25 protein-coding genes and 1 pseudogene are annotated in these 26117 nt (G+C 72.9%); 15 read left to right on the forward strand and 11 right to left on the reverse strand.

Annotated features, from left to right (window positions below):
- Window positions 1-170 precede the first annotated feature (170 nt).
- Complete coding sequence (locus tag ACZ4O3_RS38220; protein WP_467726845.1) at window positions 171-1043, reverse strand: universal stress protein; 873 nt, start codon at window positions 1041-1043, stop codon at window positions 171-173.
- A gap of 228 nt (window positions 1044-1271) precedes the next feature.
- On the opposite strand from ACZ4O3_RS38220, the gene ACZ4O3_RS38225 reads away from it, so the two are divergent.
- Window positions 1272-1985, forward strand: a complete 714-nt coding sequence (locus ACZ4O3_RS38225) for a CBS domain-containing protein (RefSeq protein WP_467726814.1) — start codon at window positions 1272-1274, stop codon at window positions 1983-1985.
- 63 nt (window positions 1986-2048) lie between these two features.
- On the opposite strand, the gene ACZ4O3_RS38230 is transcribed toward ACZ4O3_RS38225, so the two are convergent.
- Window positions 2049-2264 (reverse strand): hypothetical protein, encoded by a 216-nt coding sequence (locus tag ACZ4O3_RS38230; protein ID WP_467726816.1) that lies wholly within the window; start codon window positions 2262-2264, stop codon window positions 2049-2051.
- A 599-nt stretch (window positions 2265-2863) separates the two neighbouring features.
- Here ACZ4O3_RS38230 and ACZ4O3_RS38235 point away from each other — a divergent pair.
- Window positions 2864-3529 carry a CBS domain-containing protein gene (locus tag ACZ4O3_RS38235; protein WP_362731890.1) on the forward strand — a complete coding sequence of 222 codons (666 nt, stop codon included), beginning with the start codon at window positions 2864-2866 and terminating at the stop codon, window positions 3527-3529.
- 369 nt (window positions 3530-3898) lie between these two features.
- Here ACZ4O3_RS38235 and ACZ4O3_RS38240 read toward each other — a convergent pair whose 3' ends face one another.
- The 3 genes from ACZ4O3_RS38240 to ACZ4O3_RS38250 all read right to left on the reverse strand — a co-directional run bounded on the left by ACZ4O3_RS38240 (window position 3899) and on the right by ACZ4O3_RS38250 (window position 8489).
- Complete coding sequence (locus ACZ4O3_RS38240) at window positions 3899-4648, reverse strand: CBS domain-containing protein (RefSeq protein ID WP_467726818.1); 750 nt, start codon at window positions 4646-4648, stop codon at window positions 3899-3901.
- A 136-nt stretch (window positions 4649-4784) separates the two neighbouring features.
- Window positions 4785-6512, reverse strand: coding sequence for a GAF domain-containing sensor histidine kinase (locus ACZ4O3_RS38245; RefSeq protein WP_362731605.1), 1728 nt, complete (start codon window positions 6510-6512; stop codon window positions 4785-4787).
- 909 nt (window positions 6513-7421) lie between these two features.
- The gene (locus ACZ4O3_RS38250; RefSeq protein ID WP_467726847.1) at window positions 7422-8489 is read right to left on the reverse strand and encodes a zinc-dependent alcohol dehydrogenase family protein; all 1068 of its coding nucleotides are present in this window, start codon (window positions 8487-8489) and stop codon (window positions 7422-7424) included.
- A 272-nt stretch (window positions 8490-8761) separates the two neighbouring features.
- Here ACZ4O3_RS38250 and ACZ4O3_RS38255 point away from each other — a divergent pair, with 272 nt between their 5' ends.
- The 4 genes from ACZ4O3_RS38255 (at window position 8762) to ACZ4O3_RS38270 (ending at window position 11396) form a co-directional block, all read left to right on the forward strand.
- Window positions 8762-9154: an STAS domain-containing protein gene (locus ACZ4O3_RS38255; protein ID WP_467726820.1), complete on the forward strand. Its 393-nt coding sequence runs from the start codon at window positions 8762-8764 to the stop codon at window positions 9152-9154.
- 156 nt (window positions 9155-9310) lie between these two features.
- The gene (locus ACZ4O3_RS38260; protein ID WP_467726821.1) at window positions 9311-9892 is read left to right on the forward strand and encodes an Rv1733c family protein; all 582 of its coding nucleotides are present in this window, start codon (window positions 9311-9313) and stop codon (window positions 9890-9892) included.
- A 44-nt stretch (window positions 9893-9936) separates the two neighbouring features.
- On the forward strand, window positions 9937-10623 hold the full coding sequence (locus ACZ4O3_RS38265; protein WP_467726822.1) for a universal stress protein: 687 nt from the start codon (window positions 9937-9939) through the stop codon (window positions 10621-10623).
- Window positions 10624-10745: 122 nt separating this feature from the next.
- Entirely contained in the window at window positions 10746-11396 is a 651-nt protein-coding gene (locus tag ACZ4O3_RS38270) for a CBS domain-containing protein (protein WP_467726823.1), read from the forward strand.
- A gap of 102 nt (window positions 11397-11498) precedes the next feature.
- On the opposite strand, the gene ACZ4O3_RS38275 is transcribed toward ACZ4O3_RS38270, so the two are convergent.
- Window positions 11499-12404: a universal stress protein gene (locus tag ACZ4O3_RS38275; RefSeq protein WP_467726825.1), complete on the reverse strand. Its 906-nt coding sequence runs from the start codon at window positions 12402-12404 to the stop codon at window positions 11499-11501.
- Window positions 12405-12692: 288 nt separating this feature from the next.
- On the opposite strand from ACZ4O3_RS38275, the gene ACZ4O3_RS38280 reads away from it, so the two are divergent.
- The 9 genes from ACZ4O3_RS38280 to ACZ4O3_RS38320 all read left to right on the forward strand — a co-directional run bounded on the left by ACZ4O3_RS38280 (window position 12693) and on the right by ACZ4O3_RS38320 (window position 20844).
- The gene (locus ACZ4O3_RS38280) at window positions 12693-13352 is read left to right on the forward strand and encodes a CBS domain-containing protein (protein ID WP_467726827.1); all 660 of its coding nucleotides are present in this window, start codon (window positions 12693-12695) and stop codon (window positions 13350-13352) included.
- Between the two features lie 150 nt (window positions 13353-13502).
- The gene (locus ACZ4O3_RS38285) at window positions 13503-13823 is read left to right on the forward strand and encodes a DUF1918 domain-containing protein (RefSeq protein WP_362730278.1); all 321 of its coding nucleotides are present in this window, start codon (window positions 13503-13505) and stop codon (window positions 13821-13823) included.
- Window positions 13807-14688, forward strand: a complete 882-nt coding sequence (locus tag ACZ4O3_RS38290; protein WP_362730281.1) for a universal stress protein — start codon at window positions 13807-13809, stop codon at window positions 14686-14688. The genes ACZ4O3_RS38285 and ACZ4O3_RS38290 overlap by 17 nt, the downstream gene beginning before the upstream one ends.
- 31 nt (window positions 14689-14719) lie before the next feature.
- Entirely contained in the window at window positions 14720-15709 is a 990-nt protein-coding gene (locus ACZ4O3_RS38295; RefSeq protein ID WP_467726829.1) for an Acg family FMN-binding oxidoreductase, read from the forward strand.
- Between the two features lie 61 nt (window positions 15710-15770).
- A complete protein-coding gene (locus tag ACZ4O3_RS38300) occupies window positions 15771-16229 on the forward strand; it encodes a CBS domain-containing protein (protein WP_362730695.1) in 459 nt (152 codons plus the stop codon).
- 55 nt (window positions 16230-16284) lie between these two features.
- Window positions 16285-19080 carry a cation-translocating P-type ATPase gene (locus ACZ4O3_RS38305; protein ID WP_467726831.1) on the forward strand — a complete coding sequence of 932 codons (2796 nt, stop codon included), beginning with the start codon at window positions 16285-16287 and terminating at the stop codon, window positions 19078-19080.
- The gene (locus ACZ4O3_RS38310) at window positions 19077-19736 is read left to right on the forward strand and encodes a potassium channel family protein (protein ID WP_467726833.1); all 660 of its coding nucleotides are present in this window, start codon (window positions 19077-19079) and stop codon (window positions 19734-19736) included. The genes ACZ4O3_RS38305 and ACZ4O3_RS38310 overlap by 4 nt, the downstream gene beginning before the upstream one ends.
- Window positions 19733-20389, forward strand: a complete 657-nt coding sequence (locus ACZ4O3_RS38315) for a potassium channel family protein (protein ID WP_362729665.1) — start codon at window positions 19733-19735, stop codon at window positions 20387-20389. The genes ACZ4O3_RS38310 and ACZ4O3_RS38315 overlap by 4 nt, the downstream gene beginning before the upstream one ends.
- A gap of 170 nt (window positions 20390-20559) precedes the next feature.
- Window positions 20560-20844, forward strand: a complete 285-nt coding sequence (locus tag ACZ4O3_RS38320; protein ID WP_362729663.1) for a DUF1876 domain-containing protein — start codon at window positions 20560-20562, stop codon at window positions 20842-20844.
- Window positions 20845-21262: 418 nt separating this feature from the next.
- On the opposite strand, the gene ACZ4O3_RS38325 is transcribed toward ACZ4O3_RS38320, so the two are convergent.
- From ACZ4O3_RS38325 to ACZ4O3_RS38345, 5 genes and pseudogenes are all read right to left on the reverse strand, one after another.
- Window positions 21263-21757 (reverse strand): flavodoxin domain-containing protein, encoded by a 495-nt coding sequence (locus tag ACZ4O3_RS38325; RefSeq protein ID WP_384992424.1) that lies wholly within the window; start codon window positions 21755-21757, stop codon window positions 21263-21265.
- Between the two features lie 15 nt (window positions 21758-21772).
- The gene (locus ACZ4O3_RS38330) at window positions 21773-22501 is read right to left on the reverse strand and encodes a CBS domain-containing protein (protein ID WP_362732711.1); all 729 of its coding nucleotides are present in this window, start codon (window positions 22499-22501) and stop codon (window positions 21773-21775) included.
- Window positions 22502-22521: 20 nt separating this feature from the next.
- Complete coding sequence (locus tag ACZ4O3_RS38335) at window positions 22522-25218, reverse strand: bifunctional acetate--CoA ligase family protein/GNAT family N-acetyltransferase (protein WP_467726836.1); 2697 nt, start codon at window positions 25216-25218, stop codon at window positions 22522-22524.
- A gap of 335 nt (window positions 25219-25553) precedes the next feature.
- Window positions 25554-25735, reverse strand: a pseudogene (locus ACZ4O3_RS38340) (glyceraldehyde 3-phosphate dehydrogenase NAD-binding domain-containing protein); the annotation flags it as partial.
- 31 nt (window positions 25736-25766) lie between these two features.
- A partial coding sequence (locus ACZ4O3_RS38345; protein ID WP_467726837.1) for a phosphoketolase family protein occupies window positions 25767-26117 on the reverse strand: 351 nt, incomplete at its 5' end.

The raw sequence follows: 26117 nt of genomic DNA on the forward strand, positions 1-26117 counted from the left end.
CCCAGGGCTGTTGTCCTCGTCCTCAAGGATATCTTCCATCGAGTCCCCGCACGCGGCCGCTCCGGAGCGGCCGCGTCCGAGGTGCATGGTGCCCTGGTCCTCTCCGTGCGCCTTCGCCGGTCCCGCACCGGTACGAGGGGCTTCTTCCGCCGTCCGGACCGGGGCAACGCTCACGCCGTCCGCGGCACGATCGCCACCGGGCACTCCGCGTGGTGCAGCAGCGTGTGGGCGACCCGGCCGAGCTGCAGACCGACGTGTCCGTCCCGGCGCCTCGCGCCTATGACGACAAGGTCGGCACCGGCGGAGCGGTCCACCAGGATCCGGTGGGCCGGTCCCTCGACCGTCACGCTGCGCACGCTGACCTCTGGATGAGCGGCCACGGCTTCACCGAGCAGTGCGTCGAGCAGCGCTGACGCCTCTCCCTCGTACTGACGGACCCCCTCCGCGAACTCCGTCCGGTCGCCGAGCTCAAGCCGGGGACAGCGCCAGGCCCGGACCGCGTACAGGGCGCACGCGCGAGCCTCGGCCTCGCCGAAGGCGAACCGTACGGCCTCACTCGCTGTGGAGGGATCCCCCACGCCCAGCACGATCCGCTCGTGCCCGCCGGCCAGGCCGGTCCTGTCGCCTCGGACCACGATCACCGGGCACCGTGCCTTGCCCGCGACGGCCAGGCCGACCGACCCGAGCAGCAGCCCGGCCACCTCCCCCCGGCCGCGCGACCCGGTGACCAGGGCATGTGCGCTGTCGCCCTCACGCAGGAGGCCGTACACCGCGTCGTCGGGGAGGACATCGGTGGTGACCTTCACGTCCGGACAGCGCTGCGCGGCGCGCTCGGCCGCGGAGGCGACGATGTGCTCGCCCAGCACCCGTTCCGACGGGCGTTCCCTGCCGTCCGACGGCACTCCGACCTCGTAGCGCTCCCAGCGGGAGGCGTACACCAGCCGAAGCGGAATCTCGTTGCGGGCGGCCTCGTCCGCCGCCCAGTCGACCGCGACCAGGCTTCCGTCCGATCCGTCGACGCCTACGACCAGGGGAGACGCCATCGTCGCCACCGCCTTTCGTCGGACTGCCACGTCGAGCAGCAGGGGGCTCCACTGTCACCGTGCCATCTGCCGGCGGCGGGGCGCAGGGGCCACTTGGCCCGTTCGTGTGCCCGGTCAGCCCCTGTCGGCGTGCAGGAGCGCGCCGGACGCTGGGCCCGGGCCCACCGGCAGGGGGCTCTCGGTGAGGCCCGCCTCGGCGCGGGTCATGGTCTTGAAGGAGGCCCGGACATGAAGCCCACGAAGGTCGGCGCCGTCATGGTCGCCGACGTCGTCACGGCTGGGTATGGCACCCCGTTCAAGGAGCTGGTGCGGCTCCTGGAGGAGCACCGCATCAGCGGCCTTCCGGTGGTCGACGAGGACCACAGGGTGGTCGGCGTGGTCTCGGAGACCGACCTCATGCTGCACCAGGCCCGCGGTCCCGAGCACGACCGTACGCACGTCATGGGCCGAGGAGCCCGGCGTGCGGCGGCCAAAATCAACGCCACCACGGCTGCCGGTGTCATGTCGACGCCCGCCGTCACCGTCCGCTCCGATGCCACGGTCGTCGAGGCGGCCCGGCTGATGGCCGGTCATCACGTCGGACGCCTGCCCGTGCTCGACGCGGAGGACCGGCTGGTCGGCATCGTCACCCGTGGTGACCTGCTCAGGGGCTTCCTGCGTTCCGACGACGAACTCGTGCGGGAGGTCCGGCGGGAGGTCCTCGGCAACACCCTCTGGCTGGCTCCGCACGCCGTCGAGGTCACGGCCCAGGACGGCGTGGTCACCCTCGCCGGACGGCTGGAACGGCGCAGTGAGGTCCCCGTCGCCCTCGGCATGACGCGTCGGCTGGACGGTGTCGTCGATGTCGTCGACCATCTCTCCTACCGGATCGACGACAAGCGCCTGCGGCCGACCGAGCAGAAGCTCCACGGGGTGGCCGACGACTGGCTCCGCGGGCTCTGACGGTCCGAACCGGCAGTGGGGCCGGCGCCCTTGCCTCCTGGAGGAAGGGCGCCGGCCCCGTGGTCAGCACTGCACCGACGTTCGGTGCTCGGACGGCGCCGGCCGGTGCGGTTCACGCGGCACCGGTCCGTGCCGCCGACGGTTGCGCAGCCGCGCGTTCAGCGCGTCGAACACCGTGGTGAACACCGCGCTGAGAATCGCCGTGATCGCCAGCGCCAACACCAGGAAGACGGAGAAGTGCTCCCAGAACTCCGGTGTGAGGCTCGTGCCCACTGTCATCGCCCTCCCTGATCGGGGTCGTTCCCCTCACTCCCAGCCAACTCCGGCGCACCTCGTGACGCATGTGCCGGACGGTCCGGACCATGGCCCCTACCGTCCCTGCCGCAGGGGCCCCACGGGGCCCGGGAACCGTCGGCCCGCGCGCAGGGCAGGACGGATCCCCCGGCGGAGCCGATGCGCGGGCGCCGAGTGTCCGGGGGAAACGTGAGCGGTGCGGGGCGCTCCCGCCGACGGGTGCACGGGACGGGTCGGTCCGTCGTCGCGCACCGCACGATGGTTCTGACGCCCGTCCTCCTGCCTTGCGGGAGCGCCGACCGACCTTTGACGCGTTGTTCCAGGGATCTGTTGCCCACTGGCGGGAAGGACCCAGGGACGGCGGAAAACGGCTGCCGTCCTTCCTGTCCTGTCCTGTCCTGCCGCGGCACGCGAACGCGGCGGAGCGGTTTCTCCGGCCCCGCGGGGATGGGGACGATGCCGCCCGCATGTGAGGCCGAAAGACCCCTCGCCGGGTCCGGGCGGCCCGTGGCGGCCGGGTCCGCCCGCACCCCACCCTGGGAGCAGGGCCCCTCGGCCCCGTCCGTCCTTCCGAGGAGGAGACCATGCCCGGCAAACCGCACACTGTCGGCGACGTGATGACCCGTACCGTCGCCTCGGTCGGCCGCGACGCGCCGTTCAAGGACGTCGTCGCCCTGATGGAGAAGTGGAAGGTCAGCGCCCTGCCCGTACTGGAGGAGGACGGCCGGGTGATCGGCGTTGTCTCCGAGGCCGATCTGCTCCCGAAGGAGGAGTTCCGGGACAGCGACCCGGACCGGTTCACCCAGCGGCAGCGGATCGACGACCTGGCGAAGGCCGGCGCGTTGTGCGCCGGGGAAGTGATGAGCACGCCCGCCGTCACGGTGCACCCGAACGCCACGCTCGCCCAGGCGGCGCGCATCATGGCTCAGCGCAAGGTCAAGCGGCTGCCCGTCGTCAACGACGAGAGCCTGCTCGAAGGCGTTGTCAGCCGCTCCGACCTGCTGAAGGTCTTCCTGCGCGACGACGAGGCGCTCGCCGAGGAGGTACGGCACGAGGTCGTCGACCGGCTCTTCCCGCTGTCCGCCGACCACATCCAGGTCGAGGTCACCGAAGGCGTCGTCGCCCTCACCGGCTGGGTCGAGAACAACGGTCTCGCCGCCGTGGCCGACCGGCTGGCCCGCGCTGTCGAAGGCGTGGTCGACGTCCGCTGCTGCCTGGTCCCGGGGTCCGCGCGGAGCGAGCCCGCCTGAGGAGTCCCCGCACACAGCGTCACCCCTGCGTCGCGCTCCCCGACGGCAGGTCACAGCGGTGTGCGGTGGCCGGTGGGTACCGCCCGCACACCTGCCGTGGGATCGGCTCCCTGCCCCGGCGTCAGCCGGTGCGCACCGGGATGTTCCAGGTTCCCGTCTCCTCCTCCGGGAGCAGGGCTGTGACGGTCGGCAAGCCCTTGGTCGGCCCTTTCAGGAGGTCACCCCTGGCAGGGCGGGGCGCCGCCCGGCGAGTGTGGTCCGAGGTTCGCGGTCGCGGAGGGCCGTCGGCCCGGCCTTGGCCGGGTTTCGCATGGCGGGTGCCCTTTGGTTCGTCGAGCGCGGCTGCCCCGTCGAAGAGCGGCTACCGGTTCAGGGATGCGGCGAAGAACGGAACGGGGCCGGGTGCGGCCTCGCGTGCGCGGCGGGCGCGGCGCACCCGGCAGCGGGCAGATCGGGGTCGAGGTCCGGGCGGCGGGGCGGACCCGCCAGCGCGCAGTCGACGGCGACCACGCCGTCGACGCCCCGTACCCATCCGGCAGCCACCGGGACCAGCGCGGTGTCCGGGACACGGCCGCTGAGGGTGACGACGCCGTCGCGCACCTGCACCAGCACCGGTTCGGCCGTGTCGGGGAAGAGGTGCGGCAGGATCTCGTGCCGGATCTCCTCGGCGATGTCCTCGTCGGTCCGCAGGAACACCTTCAGCAGGTCGGCACGGCTCACGACGCCCCGAAGCAGTCCGTCCGGGTCGACCACCGGAAGCCGCTTGACGCCGTGCCGGGCCATCGTACGCGCGGCCTCGGGCAGCGGGGCCTCGGGGCGGACGGTGACGGCCGGGGTGGTCATCAGCAGGCCGGCGGTGACCGATGCGGCCTCGGCCAGGTCGGAGCGGGGCCGGAACCGGCCGGAACCGGCCGGTTCCCCGGTGCGGGACTCCTCCCTGCGCAGAAGATCGGCCTCCGAGACGACGCCGACGACGCGCCCGTCGTCGTCCAGGACGGGGGCCGCGCTCACTTTCCACTGCTGCAGGGCGTTCACGATGTCCTTGAAGGCCGCGCCGCGACGCAGGGCAAGGACGGGGTGGGTCATCACGTCGCTCACGACGTGCGGAGTGCCGGTCATGGCGACCTCCAGGGTTCGGCTGCCGTGGTCCGACACCCTCAGAATGGGCCATCCGCCCTCGGAGTGCATGAGCCGAACGGTCCCCTTCCCGGTCCGGCCTTCCCGGGTCAGAGCGCGCGGCGGGCCCAGCCTGTCGCTACCGCTCCCCCACGGGCACCCGCCACACCAGCGTCGTACCGCCCCCTTCGGCCGCAGGGGGGCAGTCCCACTCCAGCCGGCCGCCGAGTTCCTCGGCCCGCTCCGCCATGTTGCGCAGACCGCTGCGGCGTCCCTCGGACGGGATGCCCACGCCATTGTCCGTGATCTTCAGCGACAGATCCTGCCCGTCGGCCGCAAGGACGATGTCCGCCCGGTCCGCGTGGGCGTGACGGGCGATGTTGGTCAGGGCCTCGGAGAGGACGGCGACCGCGTGGTCGGCAATCCCTATGGGCACGTCGGTGTCGATCAGCCCCTCCATCCGCAGGCTCGGCGCGAACCCGAGAGCCGGGGCCGCCTCGCCGGCCACCCGCACGGCGCGGGCCCGCAGCCCGGTGTCGGGGCCGCCCTCCCGGGTCCGCAGCCCGAAGATCGTCGTTCTGATGATCTTGATGGTCTCGTCCAGGTCACTCACGGCACGCAGCACCCGCTCGGACGCCTCCGAGTGCTCGATGAACCGCACGGCGCTCTGCAGGGTCATTCCGGTGGCGAACAGCCGCTGGATCGCCAGGTCGTGCAGGTCCCGGGCGATCCGGTCGCGATCCTTGAGCACCGCGACCTCCTCGGCGTCCCGGCGCCGCTCCGCCAGTTCCATCGCCAGGGCGGCCTGGGAGGCGAAGACCTGCAGGGGTTCGGTCTCCTTCGCGGTGAACGGCGGCTGGCCATCCTCGCGCGCCAGCAACACCACGCCGCGCACGCCGGCTTCGCTCCCGCTGATGGGGCTGGCCACGGCGGGCCCCAGTCCGCTGAAGCGCGGTGGCTCAGATGAGACCCGCTCGTCGTGGACCACGTCAGCGCTGGTCACCAGGCTGTCGTGGGCGAACGCCAGTCCCATGAGCGTCCTGTCGAGCGGGAGCACCAGTCCCCGGTGAGCGTCCGCGTCCATGCCCACGGCGATCTCCACGGTGAGGGAATCCGTGTTCTCCATCGGTATCGCGACGGCTGCGAGCGCCGAGCCGGTGATCTCCCTGGCCTGCTCCGCGATCAGTCCGAGGGCCTCCGCGCCGGCGCTGCCGGTCATCAGGCTGTTGGTGATCTTTGCGGTCGCCCGCAGCCACCGCTCGCGCAGCTGCGACTCCTCGTACAGGCGGGCGTTGTCGATCGCCACCCCGGCCGCCACGGCCAGCGTCGACGTCACCGACACGTCCTCCTCGTCGAACTGGCCGCCGCCCCGCTTCTCTGTCAGGTAGAGGTTGCCGAAAACCTGGTCACGGACGCGGATGGGAACGCCGAGGAAGGTGTTCATCGGCGGGTGGTTCGGCGGGAAGCCGTACGACGCAGGATGCTCCGAGAGCTTGGCGAGGCGCAGCGGCTCGGGATCGCGGATCAACTCGCCAAGGATCCCGTGCCCCTCCGGGAGCGGACCGATCCGGGCGATCTCCTCCTCGGTCACGCCGGCCGTGAGGAAGGCCGACAGTCGTCGGCCGTCCGGGCCGATCACGCCCAGGGCGGCGTACTCGGCGTCGACCAGTACCGCGGCCGCCTGCACGATGCTGTGCAGGACCTGCTCCAGATCGAGTTCCCGGCCGACCGAGAGCACCGCCTCCAGCAGGCTGTGCACCCGGTCCCGGGTGCCGCGCGCGGCGTCCAGCCGGGCCTGCAGTTCATCCAGCAGCTCGTCCAACCGGAGCTGCGGCAACCGTACGCGCGCTACTTCCGGGCCCTCCACAGCGCTCCTCCCGATCCCGTCGACTCGTACACCGGCAGGTCCGGTCAACTGCCACCGTAGTGCGCGGCGAGCGGCGTGGGCATCCGGATCGGGTCAAGTCGGGGGCATCCGGCACGGAGCCGCACGGCCGTGCCGGGCAGGACGGGCGATGCCTCGGCCCGGGAACTCGGGCTCCCCGGACGACGAAATCGGCGCGGACTCCCTTCCCGCGGTGTCGCTCCGCTCGGTCCGCGGTCAGTCGTGCGGTACGACGGTGTCGGCCACCGGGCCGATGTTGTAGGGCCGCCGAAGCAGGCCCTACGGATCCGGTGGCCGAGGACCACCAGGGACGCCTTGCGCGAGGCGTCCGCCAAGTGGGCTCCGGCGTCGCCCAGGCCCGGCTCCCGGCCGCCTCGACACCCGGGAACCCCGCCTTCCACGTTCAGGAGGGCGCTCCGGGCGGTACAGGGTTGCTCTGCCGGTCGGTGCGCGGCTGTCCGGCGCCCGGCCCGGATGCGACCGTGATGCGGCGCGGTCACCGAGCGGGGCTCGATCCGCGCCCACGGGCCGCCGTCGCCGTTCGCCCACCGTCGGCCGCGAAGGCCGCCCGACGGCCCGGACCACGGCCGGTGTGGTTTCGTCCGCTGTCCTGAAGACGATCGTGCCGTCCACGACGATGTGATCGCCCGGCGGGACGACCGGGCTCGAGGCGGTGTCGACACCGGGGCGTCCGACACCGGGCGAGGCGGGCGACGCCCTGCATCGGGCCAGGGGCGGCCGCGATACCGGATCGTTCGGCCGTCCGCTCGCGGGTGAGCCCGAGTTCTCTGCGGCGGGCCGCCACGCGGCGCCCCACGCCTCCCAGCGCCGGTCCTTCCGCCGCGTGCGGCCGTACCTGTTCGGCCATGACGGGTCACGTCCGCTCATCGGTCAGGTCCCGCGGACGGCGACCTCGTGCTGCTCCCCGCCGAGCACGACCTTGAGCGCGCCGGTGTCGCCGGCATGGGCGAAGACGTCGTACGCCTGCTCCATGTGGTCCAGCGGGAAGGTGTGGGTGACCAGTTGCGCGGTGGGCAGCCGGCCGGCGGCGGCCATCCGTAGCAGGGTGGGGGTGGAGTGGGTGTCCACCAGGCCCGTGGTGATGGTCACGTTCTTGATCCACAGGTCTTCGAGGTGCAGTGTGGCCGGCTTGCCGTGCACACCGATGTTGGCCACGCGACCGCCGGGGCGGACCATGCGCGTGCACAACTCGAAGGTCTCCGGTATGCCCACGGCCTCCATGACGACGTCTGCGCCGAGTCCGTCGGTGAGGTCTGCGATCAGTTGCTCCGGGGCCTCCCGGGCGTCCACGACGGCGTCCGCGCCCAGGCGCTTGGCCGCCTCCAGCCGGGCAGGAGCCAGGTCGACGGCGACGATCCGCTCCGGAGAGAACAGCCGTGCCGTGGTGATCGCCGCGAGGCCGATGGGGCCCGCGCCGACCACGGCGACGGTGTCGCCGGGCCGCACCCGGCCGTTCAGCACGCCCACCTCGTAGGAGGTCGGGAAGATGTCCGCGAGGAGCACGGCGTCCCTGCCGTCGACCGTGGTGGGCAGCGCGTGGACGGACAGGTCCGCGAAGGGGACGCGGACGTACTCGGCCTGGGTCCCGTCGATCAGGTGGCCGAGGATCCAGCCTCCGCCGCCGCGGCACTGGCCGTACATCCCTTCCCGGCAGTAGGAGCAGCGCCCGCAGGAACTGATGCAGGAGACCAGGACGCGGTCTCCCGGCCGTACGGTCCGGACGTCACTGCCGACCTCGACGATCTCGCCGACGGCCTCGTGACCGAGGATCGTGCCGGGCTGCACCTCGGGAACGTCGCCCTTCAGGATGTGCAGGTCCGTCCCGCAGATCGTGACGGCGTCCACGCGCACGACAGCGTCGGTGGGCTCCTTGAGGGCAGGATCGGGGGCCTCTTCCCAGGCGGACTGCCCGGGGCCGTGGAAGACGAAGGCCTTCATGGTTTCGCTCACCGTCCTCGGTCCGTCGCGGGGCACGGCGGCGACCGCCGACGGCGGGCACCGCCAGGACGCCGGGACATCGCCGGTCTTGCCCCGCGCATCCAGTCTGTCCCGTCCCGGGCGGGTCCGCTTGGGCCGTCCGGCCCTCATCGTCTGCCGGACGGCCGCCTCCCACGAGGTACTGTGCTCGGGCCGTTCGTGCCCTGCCGGCACGGGCCCGAGGGGCCGAACGGCCCTTCCGTACCCCCCGGCGACCGGACTTGGCTGTGTCCATGGCCGACAACCACACGAGGTCCGTGACGTACCACACGACCCGTACCGACCACGGCACGACCGTCGTCACCCTGGGCGGCGAACTCGACCTTCTGGCGGTTCCGGTCCTCTCCGCGGCCCTCGACCGCCTGACGTCCGGTGCGCAGCCCGATCTGGTGCTCGACCTGAGCCCCGTCTCGTTCATCGACTGCTCCGGCCTCGCTCTCCTGTGCCGGGCCCGCAACCGGGTCCGCTCACGCGTCGGCAGACTGCGTGTGGTCACGCCGGGGGGCGGCTTCCCCCGGCTGCTGCGGTGCGCGGGCCTGGGCGACACCTTCGAGCTGTATCCCGGCCTCCCCGAGGCCCTCGCCGCCACGGGCTCCCCTGGACCAGCCTCCGCCGCGATCGCCTGAGCCCGTCCCGAGGAGGGCTGAACGGCCCATGCGCCCGGTCGAGTTGCCCCGAGCAGCCCTACGGCCGTCCCCGGCCGGCCCATGTCGCGGCGCCGGGCCGGCTGACACCTTCATGAGTGTCACCACGACAGGGAGCCACCAAGGAGGTGCGGACCGATGCGCAGGACCCGGAGCGGGAAGAAGCTGCTGTGGCGGTGGCGGAGCAACCCGCTGCGACGCCGTGCCGATGTCGTCGAGGCCTGGGTGGTCCTCGCCGTATGGGCGCTCGTGGTGGTGGGAGGAACCGTCGCCGGACTCCTCACCGCCCGGGCCGCGGACGACGTCTTCGCGCGGCAGCGTCTGGAACGGCAGCCCGTGCGGGCCGTGCTCCTCGTCGACGTCCCGAAGACCGCTTACGGGCTAGGCACGGAGGACGAGCGCATGCCGGGCACCGTGGCCTGGACCGCACCCGACGGCTCCACGCGCACCGGCCGGACTCTCGTGGACACCGGCACCAAGGCCGGTACCCGCGTCGTGGTCTGGTTGGACCGCCAGGGCCGTGCGACCACCAAGCCGCCGAGCGCCGGCGCGGCCGCCATGGAGGCAGGGGTCCTGGGGACGGCGGCCGGCTGCGCGCTGGCCGGAGCGGTCATCGGGGCCGGAGCGGTCGCCCGGTGGCGGCTGGAGCAGCGACGGCTCGGCCTGTGGGACCGCGAGTGGACCACCGTCGGACCCCGCTGGGGTCACAAGACCGGATGAAACCACGGCTGCTCGAACCCGCCCCACCCGGAAGGCGAACGGCGATGGAACCCGTGATCCTTGTCCGCAGCGGCACGTCGGCGCCCGGTCGGGCCGCGCTCGAGTGGGCAGCACGCGAGGCACGGCTGCGGGGCGCGGCGCTGGATGTGCGTAACACCCCGTTGCACGAACTCGCCGGGGCTTCGGTGATCGTCTGCGGCGTGGGCGAGGACGACGACGTCCCGCTGCCTGCGCCCGGCTGCCTGTCGGCCACGCCCGTGGGCACCGCGCGCGGGCCTGTCGTACTCGTCCCCGGCCTTCTCGCCACCTCCCGCCACCGGCCGGGAGTCACTGTCGTCGTCGACCCCCGTGATCCCTGCGACGCGGCCCTCTGCTTCGCCTTCGAGAGCGCCCGGATCCGGGGCGTGCGCCTGCATGCCGTGCATGCCTGGGCGCTGCCCGCGGGCGCCGTCGAGCGGCCCTTCGGCATATCGGAGCGGGACCGCGCCACCTGGGAGGACCACGAGGTCCAGCTGCTGGGCGACGCCCTGCGCCCGTGGCGCGAGAAGTTCCCCGACGTGCGGGTGCTGAAGGATGTCCGGCTGCTCCGCCCCGCGGAGGCGCTGCTGCGCTGCTCCGAACGCGCCGCACTGGTCGTGGTCCCGCGCGGCTCCGCAGCCACCGTCTGGAAGGAGGCCGTCCGGGACCTGCTGCGGCGCGCCACGTGCGCCGTGGCCGTCGTGCCGTCGTGAGCCGTGCCCCGCCCGGTGCCGACCGACCGGTAGTGCGGGAGCGCGAACACGTCCACGCTGGTAGCAGGACCCGTGGGAGTCTTCCTCGGGCCCCGGCCCCCCGCATCCGTGAGGAGAACACCATGACCGGCAGCCCGACTCAGGTTGGCGACGTGATGACGCGTGCCGTCGTCGCGGTGGGCCGTGAGGCCCTGTTCAAGGACATCGTGGGGCGCATGGACGGCGGGAGGATCAGCGCCCTGCCCGTGCTGGAGGGCGACGGGCGGGTGGTCGGGGTCGTCTCCGAGGCCGATCTGCTGCCCAAGGAGGAGTTCCGGGACAGCGATCCGGACCGGTTCACCCAGCTGCGCCGGCTGTCCGGCCTGGCCAAGGCCGGGGCGGTGCGGGCGGAGGAGCTGATGAGTACCCCTGCCGTGACCGTCCATGCCGACGCCAAGCTGCCGGAAGCCGCCCGGATCATGGCGACACGGCATGTGAAACGGCTGCCTGTCGTGAACGCCGAGGGCGTGCTGGAAGGGGTCGTCAGCCGCGGGGACCTGCTCAAGGTGTTCCTCCGCTCCGACATGGACCTCGCCGACGAGATCCGGCGCGAGGTCGTCGACCCCCTCTTCCCGGCACCGGTCGAGCCGGTGCACATCATGGTCTCCGAGGGCATCGCCACCCTGACCGGACGGGTCATCGACGGCTCCCGGATCCCGCTCGCGGTGCGCATGGTCCGAGGTGTCGAAGGCGTGGTGGGCGTGGACTGCCGGCTCACCGCGGCGGACGCCTGACGGGGAGCCGTGACGAGCGTTCACCCGGCGGGGAGCCGTGACAACCCGTTCATGTACTCCGGAAACGATGCCCTGCCGGCCACCGGGGTCCGGGCCGCCGGATCAATCGTGGGCCACGACGGCGACGGGTGCGGCTATGTGATGCAGGGCGGCATGGGTGACATGACCGATGTGCGCCCCGAGGAAACCGGTACGGCTGCGCCGGCCGACGACCGCCAGGGACGCGTCGCGGGCCGCGCCGACGACGACCTGCGCGGCGCTGCCGCAGCGGCTGGCCTCGATGACGTCGACGCCCGGGAACTTCTGGCGCCAAGGGCGCAGTGCCTCGGCCAGAGCGGTCCGGTGGCTCCGTTCGAGGTCGTCCTTGAGTTCCGCGTCGCCGGGGAAGCGGTAGTAGGACGCGGTCGTCTCCGGCCGGGCGGACACCACCCGAAGGGGTGTCTCCCGGCGCACCGCGGCGTCGAAGGCGAATTCCAGCAGCGTATCGTCCGGGTGATCGACATCGAGGCCGAGCACCACCGGCCGGAACGGTGTGGCGGCGGACGGCACGCCCGCCGGATCCATCCGGTGCTCGTCCGCGGCCTGCTCGCCGTCACGCACCAGCACCACGGGCCGTTCCGCGCGGGCCACGACGGCCAGGCTGACCGAGCCGACCACGAACCCTCCGACCCCGCCGAACCCCCGCGAGCCCAGCGCGAGCAGTTCGGCGGAGTCCGCCGCCGCGCAGAGGGCTTCGGGCACAGGTCCCGTCAGCTCCTCGGTGAGTACGTCGAGACCCGGGTGCCGCTGACGAAGGCCCTCCGCGGCTTCGCGCGGCACCGGCCTGATCCAGTGCTGGCTGGTCTCGGGGCCCACCAGCGGAGCCTGCGCCACGGGCACGGGGGCACGCTCCGCCACGTGCACGATCCGCAGTGGCAGGCCGCGCAGCCGGGCTTCGCGCGCCGCCCACTCGGCGGCGGCCCGGCTCTCGGGCGATCCGTCGAGACCTACGGTGACGGTTCGGTACATGATCTCCACCTCCGGGGCGCGTTCCCTTCCAGCGTGACGGCACGCTCCCGGGACGGTAAGGGCCACCCGTCCCCCTGCGGGACCGACCGGCCCACGCCCTGCGCCGCGTGGCGGCCGGCCGCCACGCCTGCCGTCGAAGCAGAACCGGCGACTCGGCGGGAGACATGGCGGCCTGGCGGCGAGGGGGCCGATCGGCTCCGCCGGGAGCCGAGGGGCCCCTGCCTCGGCGCCGGCCGCCGACGCATCCTGGAAAAAGTCACTTTTTGTCCCGGACCCTACGGAGTCATCATGTACGGGACTTCTCATCTCGTCGGCGACATCATGACCCGCTCGGTCGCCGCCGTGGGCCGCTGGGCCTCGTTCAAGGACGTGGTCGGCCTGATGCACGACCGGGAGGTCAGCGCCCTTCCGGTGCTGGCGGGCCCGGGCCGGGTCGTCGGCGTCGTCTCCGAGGCCGATCTGCTGCCCACGGAGGAACTGCGGGACAGTCCGGAGAAGGGCTATGCGCTGTTGCCGCCCGCCGAGGTGGTCAAGGCCGGCGCGGTGACCGCGGGCGATCTGATGTCCTCGCCCGCGATCACGGTCCGGCCGCGCGCCACCCTGGCCGAAGCCGCGCGCCTCATGGCCCGGAACAAGGTCAAACGACTGCCCGTGGTGGACGAGCGCGGTCTGCTGAAAGGTGTGGTCAGCCGCGGTGACCTGCTCAAGGTCTTCCTGCGCGAGGACGACGACATAGCCGACGAGGTTCGACGTGACATCGTCCCGCTCCTCTTCCCGCCGCGTGAGTCGGACGTGGGCGTGGCGGTGCACGACGGGGTGACCAGGCTCAGCGGCAGGGTCAGCGACATGTCCCTGGCGCCCGTGGCCGCTCGGCTGGTACGAGCCGTCGAGGGCGTGGTGGATGTCGAATGCGACCTGACCTGGAAGGGAGATCCGCCCAGGTCGTGAGGCGCGGCGCAGGCGCCTGACCGACCCCGCGGGGATCGTCGGACCCGGCACAGGGACCAATGGCCCCTGGCACGCGGACCGCACCGCCGCCTGCAATGGAAGTGGAATCGGCGGCACTCTCCGGCCCGCCGCAAGGAGGAGGCGAGAGCGATGTCCGCTCCGATATCAGCGAAACAGACCGACCGGACCCCGGCGGACACCGGCCACGAGGTGACCGGCTTCCCGATGCGCGCCCGCGTCGGCGACGAGATCGTGGTACGCGGTACCAGGGCCGGAGTCGTCGCACGGGACGGCGAGGTCGTCGGGCTCCACCATCCCGACGGCAGCCCGCCCTACGACGTGCGCTGGTCCGACAGCGGACGGGTGACCGTGTACTTCCCGGGACCCGACTCCCGCGTCAGGCACCTGACGTCCCCGGCCCCCGCATCCGGCGGCCCGGAGGGCGGAGGCCGTGATGACCAGGCCCGGTGATCCCCGACCGATCGTGGTGGGCGTGGATCCGGACCCGGCTCACCGGATGGCTCTGGCATGGGCGGCGGACGAGGCCGCCCGGCGCCGCTTGCCGCTGCGCCCGGTCCTCGCCGAGGGCATGCCGACCCTCGGCGACGGCAGGAGGCGCACACCGCCCTCCTGGGAGGAGTGGAACGAGGCGCTGCACAAGGCGGGCCGGCAGGTACTGGACGAGGCAGCGGAGTTCGTCGCGGTGCACCATCCGGGGCTCCCGGTGGACCCGCTGCTCGCGGAAGGCGATCCGGTGTGGGTGCTGCGGGAGCAGAGCCGCGGCGCCACGGCCGTCGTGCTGGGTTCGCGGCATCTGAGCCGCGCCCACGAGGTGTTCGGCTCCGCCTCCGTCGCCGTGCCTGTCATGGCTCACGCCCGCTGTCCGGTGGTCGTCGTGCCCGAACCGGAACACCTCACCCAGGACCCGGCGTACTACGTCGTCGGCGTCGACGGCAGCCCGCGCTCCGCGGCAGCCGTGGACCTTGCGTTCGAGGAGGCCGCGCTGCGTGGTGCCGGGCTGCGGGCCCTCTTCGTCTGGGAGCCGGGGCCGCTGAGGATCTTCGACGAGTACGAACCGCAGCAGGAGGCCCGGCGGCTGCTCTCCGAGATCGCGGCCGGTCGCGGCGCCCGCTACCCGCAGGTGGACCTGCGCCACGAACTGGTCGTCGGACACCCCGTACAGGTGCTCACCGACGCCTCGGCCCACGCCCTGGGTCTGGTGGTGGGCACCCGGGGCCGGGGCGGTTTCTCCGGCATGCTGCTCGGCTCGGTCAGCCAGGGAGTGCTGCACCACGCGCGGTGCCCGGTCATCGCCGTGCCGTCCGAGCCCACGTGATCCCGCGCGGCCGATGGAAGGAAGGGCCACCATGACCGCAGAACCCGTCGACGCCCACACCGTCGAGACTCTCGTGACGGACGCCGTCGCCGCGCCCTCGGAGCACAACGCACAGCCGTGGAGGTTCCGCTACCTCCGCGACGCCGGTGTCCTGCGTCTGTACGCCGACCTGGCGCGCACCCTGCCGCACACCGATCCGGAGCACCGCGGTCTGCACGTGAGCTGCGGAGCCGCACTGCTCAACCTCCGCGCGGCCGCCGCCGCGGCGGCGCTTGCTCCGCTCGTCAGGCTGCTCCCGGATCCGGAGCGTCCGGACCTGCTCGCCGAGGTGCAGCTGTGCGGCAGCGGCCCGCCGGACGCGGCACTGGCCCGGTTGCGTCCCCTGGTCGGCCGCCGTCACTCCAGCCGCCTCCCCTTCCGTGACGAGGAGATCCCGTCGGCGACACGCGCGGTTCTGTGCGAGGCGGCCGACGCCGAAGGCGCGCAGTTGGTGTTCCCGGGGGGCTGGCATGTGCGGTCGATCCTGGAGCTGGTGCGGGACGCCGAGGAGTGGGAGGCCATGGACGCGGGAGTGCGCGGTGAGACCGCGCGGTGGGCACACGCGGAACCGTCGGGCACGACCGTGCCGTCCGACGGCATCCCCGCCGAGGCGTTCGGCCCGGCACGCCGTGGCGGCGACGCCCCCGTGCGCGACTTCGCCGCCGGACGCCCGATGCCGGACCGTCCGCGGGCGTCGTTCGAGAAGAAACCGAACATCGCCCTGCTCGGCACGGCCCGCGACGGCCCGGCGGACTGGCTGCGCGCCGGGCAGGCGCTGGAACGGGTTCTGCTACGGGCCACCGCCGACGGACTGGTCGCGTCGGTGACCTCCCAGCCGCTCGAATGGCCGGACCTCCGGTGGGCGGCCCGCGACCCCCTCTCCGCCATGGGTCACGTGCAGATGGTGCTCCGGCTCGGCCACGGCCCCGAAGGGCGGCCGAGCCCTCGGCGGCCACTGGACGAGGTGCTCGACATCGTGTGAGGCCGGCGCGTCCCGCCCGAACCCCCGCACCACGACCGGACGACAGACGAGGAGCATCCGCATGAAGGTGTCCGAGGCGATGATCGCGCCTCCCGTGCACGTGGACCCAGGTGTCTCCCTGAAGGAGGTGACCGAGTGGATGACCGAACGCGGCGTGGGCTCCGTCCTCGTCGTGAAGGACGGGCAGCTGTGCGGCATCGTGACCGACCGCGACCTCGCGCTGCGCGGCCTCGGTGGCGGCCTGGCACCGGACTCGACCGTGGACGCGGTGATGTCGCCCGAGGTCGTCACCGTCGACGCGGATGACGATCTGCGGGCCGCGTACCGCACCTTCGGCCGCACGGGCGTGCGCCGGTTGCCGGTCCTCGACGGGGGCAGCCTGGTGGGGGTGCTGACGATCGACGACCTGTTCCTGGATGTCTTCCGGCAACTGGCCGACCTGCTCGGCCCCGTCGCGTGGAGCGTGCTCCAGGAGCCGCCCGGACCGCCCTCGGCCGGCGGCGGCCCGCATGAGGCCTGACCCGGGTCGATCGGGAACGACAGCGCTGCGCGAGGACGACCCGTCCGGCGCAACCGTGCGCCCCGGAAAGGGACCACCGTCCCCGGCAGCGGAACCGGGGCCGCCCGCCGTCTCCGTCCCCGCGCTGACCGTCCCCGAGGTCTTCACCGCCCTCAACGGCTCGCGGCGCGGCCTTTCCTCCGCCGAGGCCGCCGCCAGGCATGCCCGCTACGGCCCCAACGAGCTTCCCGCCGTGGGCCGGGGACACGTATGGCGGCGCCTGGCCGCCCAGTTCACCGACCTCTTCGCCGTGGTGCTGCTGGTCTCCTCGTCGATCACCTTCCTCGCGTACGCGCTGGAGAGGCCCAGGGACCCGGCCACTCTTCAGCTGGCGCTGGCCATCCTCGGTGTCGTCCTGCTGAACGCCGGCATCGGTTTCACCCAGGAGTACTCCGCGGAGCGCACCGCCGAGTCCCTGCAGGCGATGGTGCCGCACACCTGCCGGGTCCTGCGGGACGGCGAACCCAGGGAGCTGCCGGCCCGCGAACTGGTTCCCGGTGACCTCGTGCTCCTGGAGGCCGGGGACGCCGTACCGGCCGACTGCCGGCTGGTCGAGGCACACGAGGTGGCGGTCAACAACGCGGCGCTCACGGGTGAGAGCGACGCCGCCGCCCGGGTGGCCGAGCCCGTGCCGGCCGGTCCGCCGCTGGAGGCGCGCAACTCCGTTTTCATGGGCACGGACGTGGTTGCGGGCACGGGCAGGGCCGTGGTGTGCGCCGTCGGGGCCACCACCGAGTTCGGGCGGATCTTCCGGCTCACCGCCGCCGCACCCCGCCAGCAGACCCCGCTCCAGCGTCAGGTCGCGTCCATGGCACGCCGGGTGGCGGGCCTGGCCCTGGCGACGGGAGCCCTGCTGTTCGCGATCCGCGCGCCGGGCGGGCAGCCGTTCGTGGACACGTTCGTCTTCTCGCTCGGGGTGATGGTGGCCCTCGTGCCGGAAGGGCTTCCCGCCACACTCTCCGTGTCGCTGGCGATCGGTGTCCGGCGCATGGCACGCCGGCACGCCCTGGTCAAGCAGCTGCTCGCGGTGGAGGCACTGGGCTCGACGAGCGTGGTGTGCACCGACAAGACGGGCACGCTCACGCAGGCCGAGATGACCGTCGTACAGCTGTGGGCCGACGGTAGGGCGCACGCGGTCACCGGCGTGGGGTACGGGCCCGCGGGCGAGGTCGCCGACCCCGGACCGGTGCGGGAGCTGCTGCGTACGGCGGCGCTGTGCAGCGACGCCCGGCTGGTGCCGCCGTCCGGGCGGGACGGTTGGCGGGTGCTGGGCGACACCACGGAGGGCGCACTGCTGGTGGCCGCCGGGAAGGCCGGTGTCGATCCGGCGGCGGAGGAGGGCCGTGCGCCGCGGGTGGCGGAGTATCCCTTCGACTCCGACCGCAAGCTGATGAGCACCGTGCATCGCGACGCGGCGGGCGCCTACGTCGCGTGCGTGAAGGGCGCTCCGCTCGAACTGCTCGCCCGCTGCGACGCCGTCGAGTGGGAGGGGGCGAGCACCCCGCTGACGGCTGCTCTCCGCGACCGGGTGGTGGCCGCGGCCGACGGCATGGCCGGCGGCGGGCTGCGTGTGCTGGCGGTCGCCCGGCGGCAGGTCGCCGGGGCGCACCCGGCGCTCGGCGAGGTCGAGTCGGGGCTGACCCTGCTCGGACTCGCCGGGATGTACGACCCGCCGCGGCCCGAGGTCCGGGACGCGGTGGACGCCTGCCGGCGCGCCGGCATCCGTATCGTCATGGTCACAGGTGACCATCCGCTGACCGCGGAGGCCGTGGCCCGCCGGGTCGGCATCGTGCGGGGCCCGGCCCCGTCCGTGGCCACCGGCGCGCAGCTGGACGCGCTGGACGACGACGGCCTGGACGCGCTGCTGGCGGGCTCCACGGAGCTGCTGCTCTGCCGGGTCAGTCCCGAGCACAAGATGCGGGTGGTCACCGCGCTGCAGCGGCGCGGCGAGGTCGTCGCCGTCACCGGGGACGGCGCCAACGACGCGCCCGCCCTCAAGCACGCGGACATCGGGGTCGCCATGGGCGCCTCCGGTACGGACGTGGCCCGCGAGGCCGCGGTGATGGTGCTGCTCGACGACTCCTTCGCGTCCATCACCACCGCCGTGGGCCTCGGCCGTTCCGTCTACCGCAACATCCGCAAGTTCCTGATCTACCTCTTCAGCCACAACATCGCCGAGCTCGCCCCGATCCTCGCGGCGACCTTCGCCGGCTTCCCGCTGGTGCCGATCACGGCCATCCAGGTCCTGGCCATCGACCTCGGCTCCGACGTGCTGCCGGCACTGGCACTCGGCGCCGAGCCGATGGAGCGCGACGTCATGGACAGCCCGCCCCGTCCGCGCCGTGAACGGCTGTTCTCGGCGGCCGTCATGGGCCGCATCCTCTTCCTCGGCGGTATCCAGGCGATCGGCGTGTGTGCCGTCTTCTTCTGGCACATCCACGCCTCCGGCATCCCCTACGCGGACTTCACCAGGACCGATCCCGTCTACCGGGAGGCGATCACCATGGTCCAGGCCGGCATCGTCGTCAGCCAGTTCTTCAACGCGCTCGCGGTACGCACCGACCGGCAGAGCGTCTTCCGTGTCGGCCTGCTGAGCAATCCCTGGCTGCTCGCGGCCGGCGGCTTCGGCATCGGCCTGATGGCCGCCATCAGCTACGCGCCACCGCTCCAGGCCGTCTTCGGCACGGCACCGCTGGCCCCTGTCGACTGGGCGGTCCTGACCGGGTTCGGAGCGCTGCTGCTGGCCGCCGAGGAACTGCGCAAGTGGGTGTTACGACGGCGCGGCACCACTCCGAGGGGAGAGAGGCCATGAGAGTGATCATCGTGGGGTGCGGCCGGGTGGGAGCCGCCCTCGCCGTCCAGCTGACCGCCGAGGGTCACGACGTGCGTGTGGTCGACCGGCAGTCCATGGCGCGCAAGCGGCTGCCGCCCGGCTTCCCCGGTGCCTTCCATCCTGGCAACGGCTTCAGCAGGCCGGTACTGGAAGCGGCCGGCGTCGCCCACGCGGACGCGCTCGTCGCGGTCACCTCCGGTGACAACGGCAACATCGTCAGCGCGCGCACCGCGAAGGAGACCTACCGCGTACCGATCGTTCTGGCCCGCATCCACGATCCCGGGCGTGCGGCCATCTACCGCGACCTGGGCATCCCGGCGATCTCCAGTGTCCGGTGGGCCGTGGACCGCATCCACCAGATGCTGCTGCACCGGCACCTGACCACGGAACTGTCCTTCGGCAGCGGCGAGACCGTCGTGGTGCGCTCGCGGCTGCCGGCCCATCTCACCGGGCGGCGGCTGACCGACCTCGACGTCGACGGGGAGATCCGCGTGGTGGAGGTGACCCGGGCCGGCCGCTCCATGCTGCCGGCCCGCGACGTCCTGGCCGAACCGGGTGACGTGGCCACCTTCGCCGTCGCCGCGACCGCCCTGAGCCGGTTGCGCGGCTTTCTGGACAAGGAGCTGGGAACGTGAAGGTCCTCATCGCCGGCGCGGGCCGCCTCGGCACCCGGATCGCCCAGGTACTGGCCGCGGCACACAACGACGTCACCCTCGTCGAACTCGACGAGGAACGGATCGCCGAGATCGAGGAGGTGCCCAGCGTGCGCCTGGTGGCCGGGGACGCCTGCGAACCGGTGCTCCTCGAACGCGCGGGCGTCCTGACCTGTGACCTCCTCATCGCCGCCACCGGTCAGGACGAGGACAACCTCGTCATCTCCCTGCTCGCCAAGCGCCGGTTCGGTGTGGCACGCGTCGCCGCGCGGGTCAACGACGCGGAGAACGGCTGGCTCTTCGACGCACGGTGGGGCGTGGACGTGGCCGTGCCCGCGGCCACCCCGCTGATCTCCCTCATCGAGGAGGCGACCGGGGCGACGGACACGGTGGCGCTGCTGCGGCTGAGCAAGGCGGGCGTCGATGTCATCGAGACGGCGATCACCGAGGACTCCCGGGCCGCGGGTCACCTCCTGGGCGAGGTCGAGCTGCCGGCCGGGACCGTCGTCGCCACCATCGTGCGCGGCGGACGTCCCACGGTGCCGGGCCCCGGCGTACGGCTCCTGCCGGGTGACGAGCTGCTGCTCGTCTCGCACGAGGCGACCGAGCAGGAGATCCACGCGGCCTTCCAGTGAGCACCGACGTGCTCGTCGCCGTCGGGGATCAGCCGGGTCGCCTTCTCCGGGGCCGGACGGCGGTACGGAGGGGACCTTCGGCCCTGTGAAGGGGATCCGGAACCGGACGATGGTGGACAAACAGGACGGACGAAGCGGACTCCGTCCTTGCGGACCTGAGGAGGCAAGCGATGCACACGGCACAGTGGAAGGTCAATCTCCACCTCTTCGAGGAAGACGACGGAACGACCAAGGCACGCGTGGTGCTGGACACCGGAAGCACCTCACTCACGGCCGAGGGGACCGCGCACTGCCGCCCGACCGACAGCAACGTACCGGAGATCGGCGACGAACTCGCGGCGGGCAGGGCCATGAACGACCTGTCCCGGCAGCTTCTGCGCATTGCCGAACGGGACATCGAGAGTGCCGGGGCGAACCGGCCGGCCGACCGTGCGACGACCGGCTGGCCCGCCTGAACGAAGGCTTGCCCGACGACTCCAGGAGAGGACGGTACGGCTGCGGCTGGGGCTCACCCGGGGGGAGACGGCCGCCGCTCGCGCCAGGATGGCTCCGGCACTCCTCGCCCACCTGGAGGATCGTCCCGATGCCCCGAGCCTGACGGCCCTCATCTGGGGGGCCGGCAACTCCTGGACCTCAGGGCGGAGGAGTGCCGGGCCCTGCTCCGCACGCCCGGGGTCGGACGCGTCACGCTGCGGCCGGCCGGGTCTTCCGGACGGCGCCCGACTCCGTCACCGCGCTGTCCGTGGACGAGGACGTCGCCTTCGAGGTCGACCACGTGGACGTCGCTGAGTCAGGGCTGGAGCGCGCTGGCCGTCGGGCGCGCGGCCCTGCGCGCGATGTGAATGTCGTTCGGGATCCGCCCGGCCTCCTCGGTCACTTCTTCAGCTCCGCAGCGATCCCGGACGCCCACGCCCGCACCGTGTCGAAGTCCCGGAAGTCCCCGCCCTTCCCGGCCCGCACGATCCGCCGGGCCAGCCATCCGTCGGCGTCCTCTTCGAGGCAGCCCCCGAAGGTGACGTGCCCGCGCGCGTGCAGGTCCCGCATCGCGCGGCGCACCGCGCGCACGGGCGGGATGTCCCGCGCGGCGGCGGAGTCGTCGAGCGGACCGCTGCTGAAGAACCACACGGGACGCTCGGCGAGATCCCTGCCGTGGCGGCGGACGAACGTCCGCGCGTCCTTGTGCCAGCGGCCGGCGTACAGGCCGCCGCCGACCACGACCGCGTCGTAGCGCGTCACGAAGGGCACGCACACGGCTCGCATCGTCTCGACGGTCAGCCCGTTCTCGCGCAGGGTGTCGGCGATCGACTCCGCGATGTGCGCTGTCGATCCGTTCCTGCTGCCGTAGGTGACTAACACCGTGCCGGTCATGGGAAGGTCCCCCTCTCAGAGTCCGCGCAGCCAGTCGTCGGCCGCGCCGTGCAGTGCCTGCTCCTCGCGGATGCGGGAGTCGTCCAAGCGGTAGGTGAGTCTGTCGATCACGTCGACCACGCCGTCGATCTGCCGGGTCATGGAGACGGCGATCTCGGTCTCGGTCCTGTGCTTCATGTGGCCGGCGAACGTGACCACGCCCTCGGCCACGGACACCTCGACGCTGCGCGGCGGCAGCCACAGCGCGTGGACGAGGACTTCGTCGATCACTTCGTCACGGATCTCGCCGTCGGGGCGCAGGAAGACCTGGAGCAGGTCGCGCCGCGTGACGATGCCGACCAGCCGGTCCTCCTCGTCCAGGACGGGAAGCCGCTCCACCCGCCGTTCGGCCATGGTGCGTGCCGCCTCGACGATGGTGTTCTCGGCGTGCACCGTGACCGGCGGGTCCGACATCAGGTCTCCGGCCGTGCGGGCCCGCGCCTTGGCGGCCTGCCGTCTGGCGCCGCGCGTCAGCCGCACCAGCGACGCACGGTGGTTCTCCCCGAGGGCACCCGGCGCGGTGGCCTGGCGGGCCATGAGGTCCGTCTCGGAGACGACCCCGATGACCTTGTCGTCGTCGTCGACCACGGGGAGCCCGCTGACCCGGTGGCCGGCCAGGAGCCGCGCGACCTCCTTGAACGGCGTGCCGCACGAGGCGTGGACGACGTCGGTGGTCATCACGGAGCCCACCTTGTTGTGCCTCATCTCGGTTCCCTCCTCGGCCCTCAGCGGAGCCGGCGCAGATAGGGGTCCTGTGGCCGGCGCGGCAGCAGTCGTACCCGGGCGTCGAGCACGGTGGCGCCGTCCGCCGTGGCCAGGACGGGGTTGAAGTCGGCCTCGGCGAGCTGCGGCAGGTCCGCGGCCATCCGGGACAGCCGCTGAAGCAGCTGCTCCAGGGCTTCGAGGTCGACGGGCCCGTTGCCGCGGGTGCCGAGGAGCAGGGGTGCGCAGCGCGGGGACGTGATCAGGTCGTGCACGTCGTGGTCGGTGAGGGGCGCGAGGCGTGCGGCGTGGTCGGCAAGGATCTCGGTGGCCGTGCCGCCGAGCCCGAACAGCACGAGCGGGCCGAACACCTCGTCCTGGACGACACCGGCGAACAGCTCGGTGCCGCGCCGGGCGAGCGGCTGGACGACCACGCCGCTCATCAGATGGCCGAAGCGGGTCTCCAGGTCCCGGAACGCGGCGCGCACCTGTGGCTCCCCGCGCAGGTCGAGGTGGACCGCCCGCTCCTCGCTCTTGTGGACCAGGCCCGGCCAGTGGGCCTTCATGACCACCCGGCCGTCGGCGCCCCGCAGCCGTTCGGCGGCGCGGACGGCGTCGTCCTCGGTCTCGGCCCAGGCCCACGGGATCTGCGGGAGGCCGTAGCAGGCAAGCAGGTCGGCGCAGGTACGCGGGTCGAGCCAGCCGCCCTGCGGGTGCTCGGCCAGGTAGGCGTCCGCGACGGCGTGGGCGCGCCCGGTGTCGACGTCGTCGAGTTCGGCTATGGTGCCGGCCGGCCGGGCGAGCCACGCCGCGCGGTCCACCGCGTGGGCCAACGCCCGCGCCGCCGCCTGTGGTTCGGCGTAGGACGGGATGGAGCCGGCCTCGTCGGCGGCGGGCAGCAGCCGGACCGGGAGGTCCTGCTCCAGACGGACGGCGAAGACCGGCTTGGGCCTGCGTCCGGGGGCTCCGGTGACGGCCCGTGCCAAGTCGTCGCCGATCGCGGTGGCGAGGGCGGTCGGGACCAGGGCCACCAGGACGGCGTCCACGCCCGGGTACTCCATGAGCGTGTCGACGCAGTCCGTGAGCTGTTCCTCGGTCACAGCGGCGGTGGCGTCGACCGGGTTACCGACGACGGCCCCGTCGGGCAGCACGGCGAGCAGTTCGTCGGTCGTCGCCGGGGTGAACGACGGCAGCGCGAGCCCTGCCTCGGCGCAGGCGTCGGCGGCCAGGACCCCCGCTCCGCCCGCGTTGGTGACGACGGCCACACGGTTGCCTTCCGGCAGTGTCTGGGAGTAGAGCAGCGCGGCCGCCTCCAGGAGTTCACCGACCGAGCTGGTGGCGGTGATGCCGGCCTGGGTGAACAGGGCCCGGCGGGTCATGGTGGGGGTGGCGGCGGCCGCGGTGTGCGAGGCGGCGGCCCGGCGGCCGGCCGTGGACCGGCCTGCGTCCACGGTCAGCACCGGCATCCGGCGGGCCACCCGGCGGGCGGTGCGGGAGAACCCGCGGGGGTTGCCGAAGGACTCCAGGTGCAGCAGGGCGAGGTCGGTGCGGCCGTCGGTCTCCCACCACTGGAGCATGTCGTTGCCGCTGACGTCGTACTTGTCGCCCAGCGAGACGAACGAGGACACGCCGATGCCGAGCCGGGACAGGCCGTCCAGCAGGGCGATGCCGATGCCTCCGGACTGGACGGCGACGCCGGCACTGCCGGGACGGGGGTGGCGGTCGGCGAAGGTGGCGTCCAGGCGCAGGCCGGGCTCGGTGTGGGAGATGCCGAGGCAGTTGGGGCCGACGAGTCGCATGCCGTAGGTGTGGCAGGCGGTACGGAGTGCCCGGGCCTGGTCGGGATCGAGTCCCGAGGTGACGACCAGGAGGGCGCGCACGCCCGCCCTGCCGCACTCCTCCGCGATGACCGGGACCGCCGCCGCGGGGACCGCCACGACCACCAGGTCCGGTGTCCTGGGCAGGGCGCTGACGGACGGGTAGCAGGGCACCCCGAGGACCGAGGTCACGCTGGGGTTCACGGCGAAGAGGCGACGGGTGTAGCCGCCGGTCTTGATGTGGTGGAGGATCGCCCGGCCCACCGAGCCCGGTTTGCGTCCGGCGCCGGCCACGGCGACCGCTTCCGGGCACAGCAGCGGCCGCAGGCTCGCCACATCCGCGGCGCGGCCCCGGGACTCGACGGCCGAGAGGTAGGCGTCGTCCTCGTCGAGGTGGATCGTGCAGCGCGTCTCCGGGCCCTCGAAACGGCGGGAGGTCCGCAGGCCGAGGTCGGCGAAGAGCCGGAGCACCTCGTGGTTCTCGCTCAGCGCGTCGGCCGTGAAGACGGTGACGCCGTCGGCGCGAGCCGCCGAAACCAGGTGCTCGACGAGAAGCGTGCCGACCCCGCGGCGGTGCAGTCCGTCGGCCACGGCGACGGAGATCTCCGCGGAGTCCCTCGCGTCTGCGGTCTCGTACTCGGCGAGGCCGAGCACCCGGCCCCCCGTCTCGGCCAGCAGTGCCCCGTAACCGGGGCGGGCCGGGGCGCAAGCCCGGTCTGCGGCCATAGCGGCCGAGCGCCGGCTCACCGAGAAGAACCTCAGGCGGAGGTTCTCCGCGGACATCTCGTCGTAGAACCCCTTCACCCGGGAGTGGTCGCCGGGAGTAACGGGACGGATGCACACGGTGGACCCGTCCGCGAGCAGCGCGTGGGCCGAAGATCGTTCGAGCAGGTCGTCGGTCATCGCGGGTCTCCTCCGTACCGGTTCGTGCTTCGAGCATCCCGCTCGGCGGGACCTGGTCCCATGGGCTGTCCGGGACGAGGTGGGGGCCGATCGGCCCCCGATCACGAGGCCGGGTGGGAGCCGAGGCGGCCGAGCGCGACTGCCCCCGCCGGCGGCCGGGTTCCGGCCGGCCGACGGGGGCGGGACGAGATGGCTCCGGCAGCCCGGATCAGTCCACGGCCACCAGGGCGGTGAGGTCCATGAGCCGGTTGGCGTAGCCCCCCTCGTTGTCGTACCGGCCGAAGACCTTGGCCGGGGTGCCGTTGGCCCGGGTCAGGGCCGGGTCGAAGACGCCTTCGCTCGATGTGCCCGAACGTCAAGTCGTAATCAAGGAGATGGGCGAGCGTGGCGGTGAGGTGATGTCGTTGGCCATGACGACCTCGACGTCCTGGGTGCCCGCCTCGGCACGGTCGAGTGCCGCGCGCAGGTAGGTACGGCCGATGCGGCCGAATCCGTTGATGCCGACGCGTACGGTCATGGCGGTGAACCTCTTTCGGGGTCGGTGGTGTTCAGGCGTTCCAGGTCCAGTCGGCGACCTCGGGCAGGTCGGTGCCGTGTTCCCGGATCCAGGCGTGGTGGCGGGTGCGGGCGTCGGCCATCTCCTGGCGTACCGCGGCCGCCCGGACGGCGAGGCCGGGAACCCGGTCGATGACGTCCATGACCAGCCGGTATCGGTCCAGGTCGTTGCGGACGACCATGTCGAACGGGGTGGTCGTGGTCCCGGACTCCTTGTAGCCGCGCACGTGCAGGTGCGGGTGGCCGGTGCGGCGGTAGGCGAGGCGGTGGACCAGCCAGGGATACCCGTGATAGGCGAAGATCACCGGCTTGTCCGTGGTGAACAGGCCGTCGTACTCGAAGTC

Source organism: Streptomyces sp. NPDC026515 (assembly GCF_055567595.1).

What these genes read in the sequence shown, in the direction of transcription:
- ACZ4O3_RS38310 (WP_467726833.1), top strand. Translation starts at nt 19,077, where the DNA reads ATGAGAGTGATCATCGTGGGGTGCGGCCGGGTGGGAGCCGCCCTCGCC.
- ACZ4O3_RS38335 (WP_467726836.1), bottom strand. Translation starts at nt 25,218, where the DNA reads ATGACCGACGACCTGCTCGAACGATCTTCGGCCCACGCGCTGCTCGCG.
- ACZ4O3_RS38240 (WP_467726818.1), bottom strand. Translation starts at nt 4,648, where the DNA reads ATGACCGGCACTCCGCACGTCGTGAGCGACGTGATGACCCACCCCGTC.
- ACZ4O3_RS38260 (WP_467726821.1), top strand. Translation starts at nt 9,311, where the DNA reads ATGCGCAGGACCCGGAGCGGGAAGAAGCTGCTGTGGCGGTGGCGGAGC.
- ACZ4O3_RS38275 (WP_467726825.1), bottom strand. Translation starts at nt 12,404, where the DNA reads ATGTACCGAACCGTCACCGTAGGTCTCGACGGATCGCCCGAGAGCCGG.
- ACZ4O3_RS38225 (WP_467726814.1), top strand. Translation starts at nt 1,272, where the DNA reads ATGAAGCCCACGAAGGTCGGCGCCGTCATGGTCGCCGACGTCGTCACG.
- ACZ4O3_RS38220 (WP_467726845.1), bottom strand. Translation starts at nt 1,043, where the DNA reads ATGGCGTCTCCCCTGGTCGTAGGCGTCGACGGATCGGACGGAAGCCTG.
- ACZ4O3_RS38300 (WP_362730695.1), top strand. Translation starts at nt 15,771, where the DNA reads ATGAAGGTGTCCGAGGCGATGATCGCGCCTCCCGTGCACGTGGACCCA.
- ACZ4O3_RS38230 (WP_467726816.1), bottom strand. Translation starts at nt 2,264, where the DNA reads ATGACAGTGGGCACGAGCCTCACACCGGAGTTCTGGGAGCACTTCTCC.
- ACZ4O3_RS38320 (WP_362729663.1), top strand. Translation starts at nt 20,560, where the DNA reads ATGCACACGGCACAGTGGAAGGTCAATCTCCACCTCTTCGAGGAAGAC.
- ACZ4O3_RS38250 (WP_467726847.1), bottom strand. Translation starts at nt 8,489, where the DNA reads ATGAAGGCCTTCGTCTTCCACGGCCCCGGGCAGTCCGCCTGGGAAGAG.
- ACZ4O3_RS38235 (WP_362731890.1), top strand. Translation starts at nt 2,864, where the DNA reads ATGCCCGGCAAACCGCACACTGTCGGCGACGTGATGACCCGTACCGTC.
- ACZ4O3_RS38290 (WP_362730281.1), top strand. Translation starts at nt 13,807, where the DNA reads ATGACCAGGCCCGGTGATCCCCGACCGATCGTGGTGGGCGTGGATCCG.
- ACZ4O3_RS38280 (WP_467726827.1), top strand. Translation starts at nt 12,693, where the DNA reads ATGTACGGGACTTCTCATCTCGTCGGCGACATCATGACCCGCTCGGTC.
- ACZ4O3_RS38265 (WP_467726822.1), top strand. Translation starts at nt 9,937, where the DNA reads ATGGAACCCGTGATCCTTGTCCGCAGCGGCACGTCGGCGCCCGGTCGG.
- ACZ4O3_RS38330 (WP_362732711.1), bottom strand. Translation starts at nt 22,501, where the DNA reads ATGAGGCACAACAAGGTGGGCTCCGTGATGACCACCGACGTCGTCCAC.
- ACZ4O3_RS38295 (WP_467726829.1), top strand. Translation starts at nt 14,720, where the DNA reads ATGACCGCAGAACCCGTCGACGCCCACACCGTCGAGACTCTCGTGACG.
- ACZ4O3_RS38270 (WP_467726823.1), top strand. Translation starts at nt 10,746, where the DNA reads ATGACCGGCAGCCCGACTCAGGTTGGCGACGTGATGACGCGTGCCGTC.
- ACZ4O3_RS38325 (WP_384992424.1), bottom strand. Translation starts at nt 21,757, where the DNA reads ATGACCGGCACGGTGTTAGTCACCTACGGCAGCAGGAACGGATCGACA.
- ACZ4O3_RS38285 (WP_362730278.1), top strand. Translation starts at nt 13,503, where the DNA reads ATGTCCGCTCCGATATCAGCGAAACAGACCGACCGGACCCCGGCGGAC.
- ACZ4O3_RS38255 (WP_467726820.1), top strand. Translation starts at nt 8,762, where the DNA reads ATGGCCGACAACCACACGAGGTCCGTGACGTACCACACGACCCGTACC.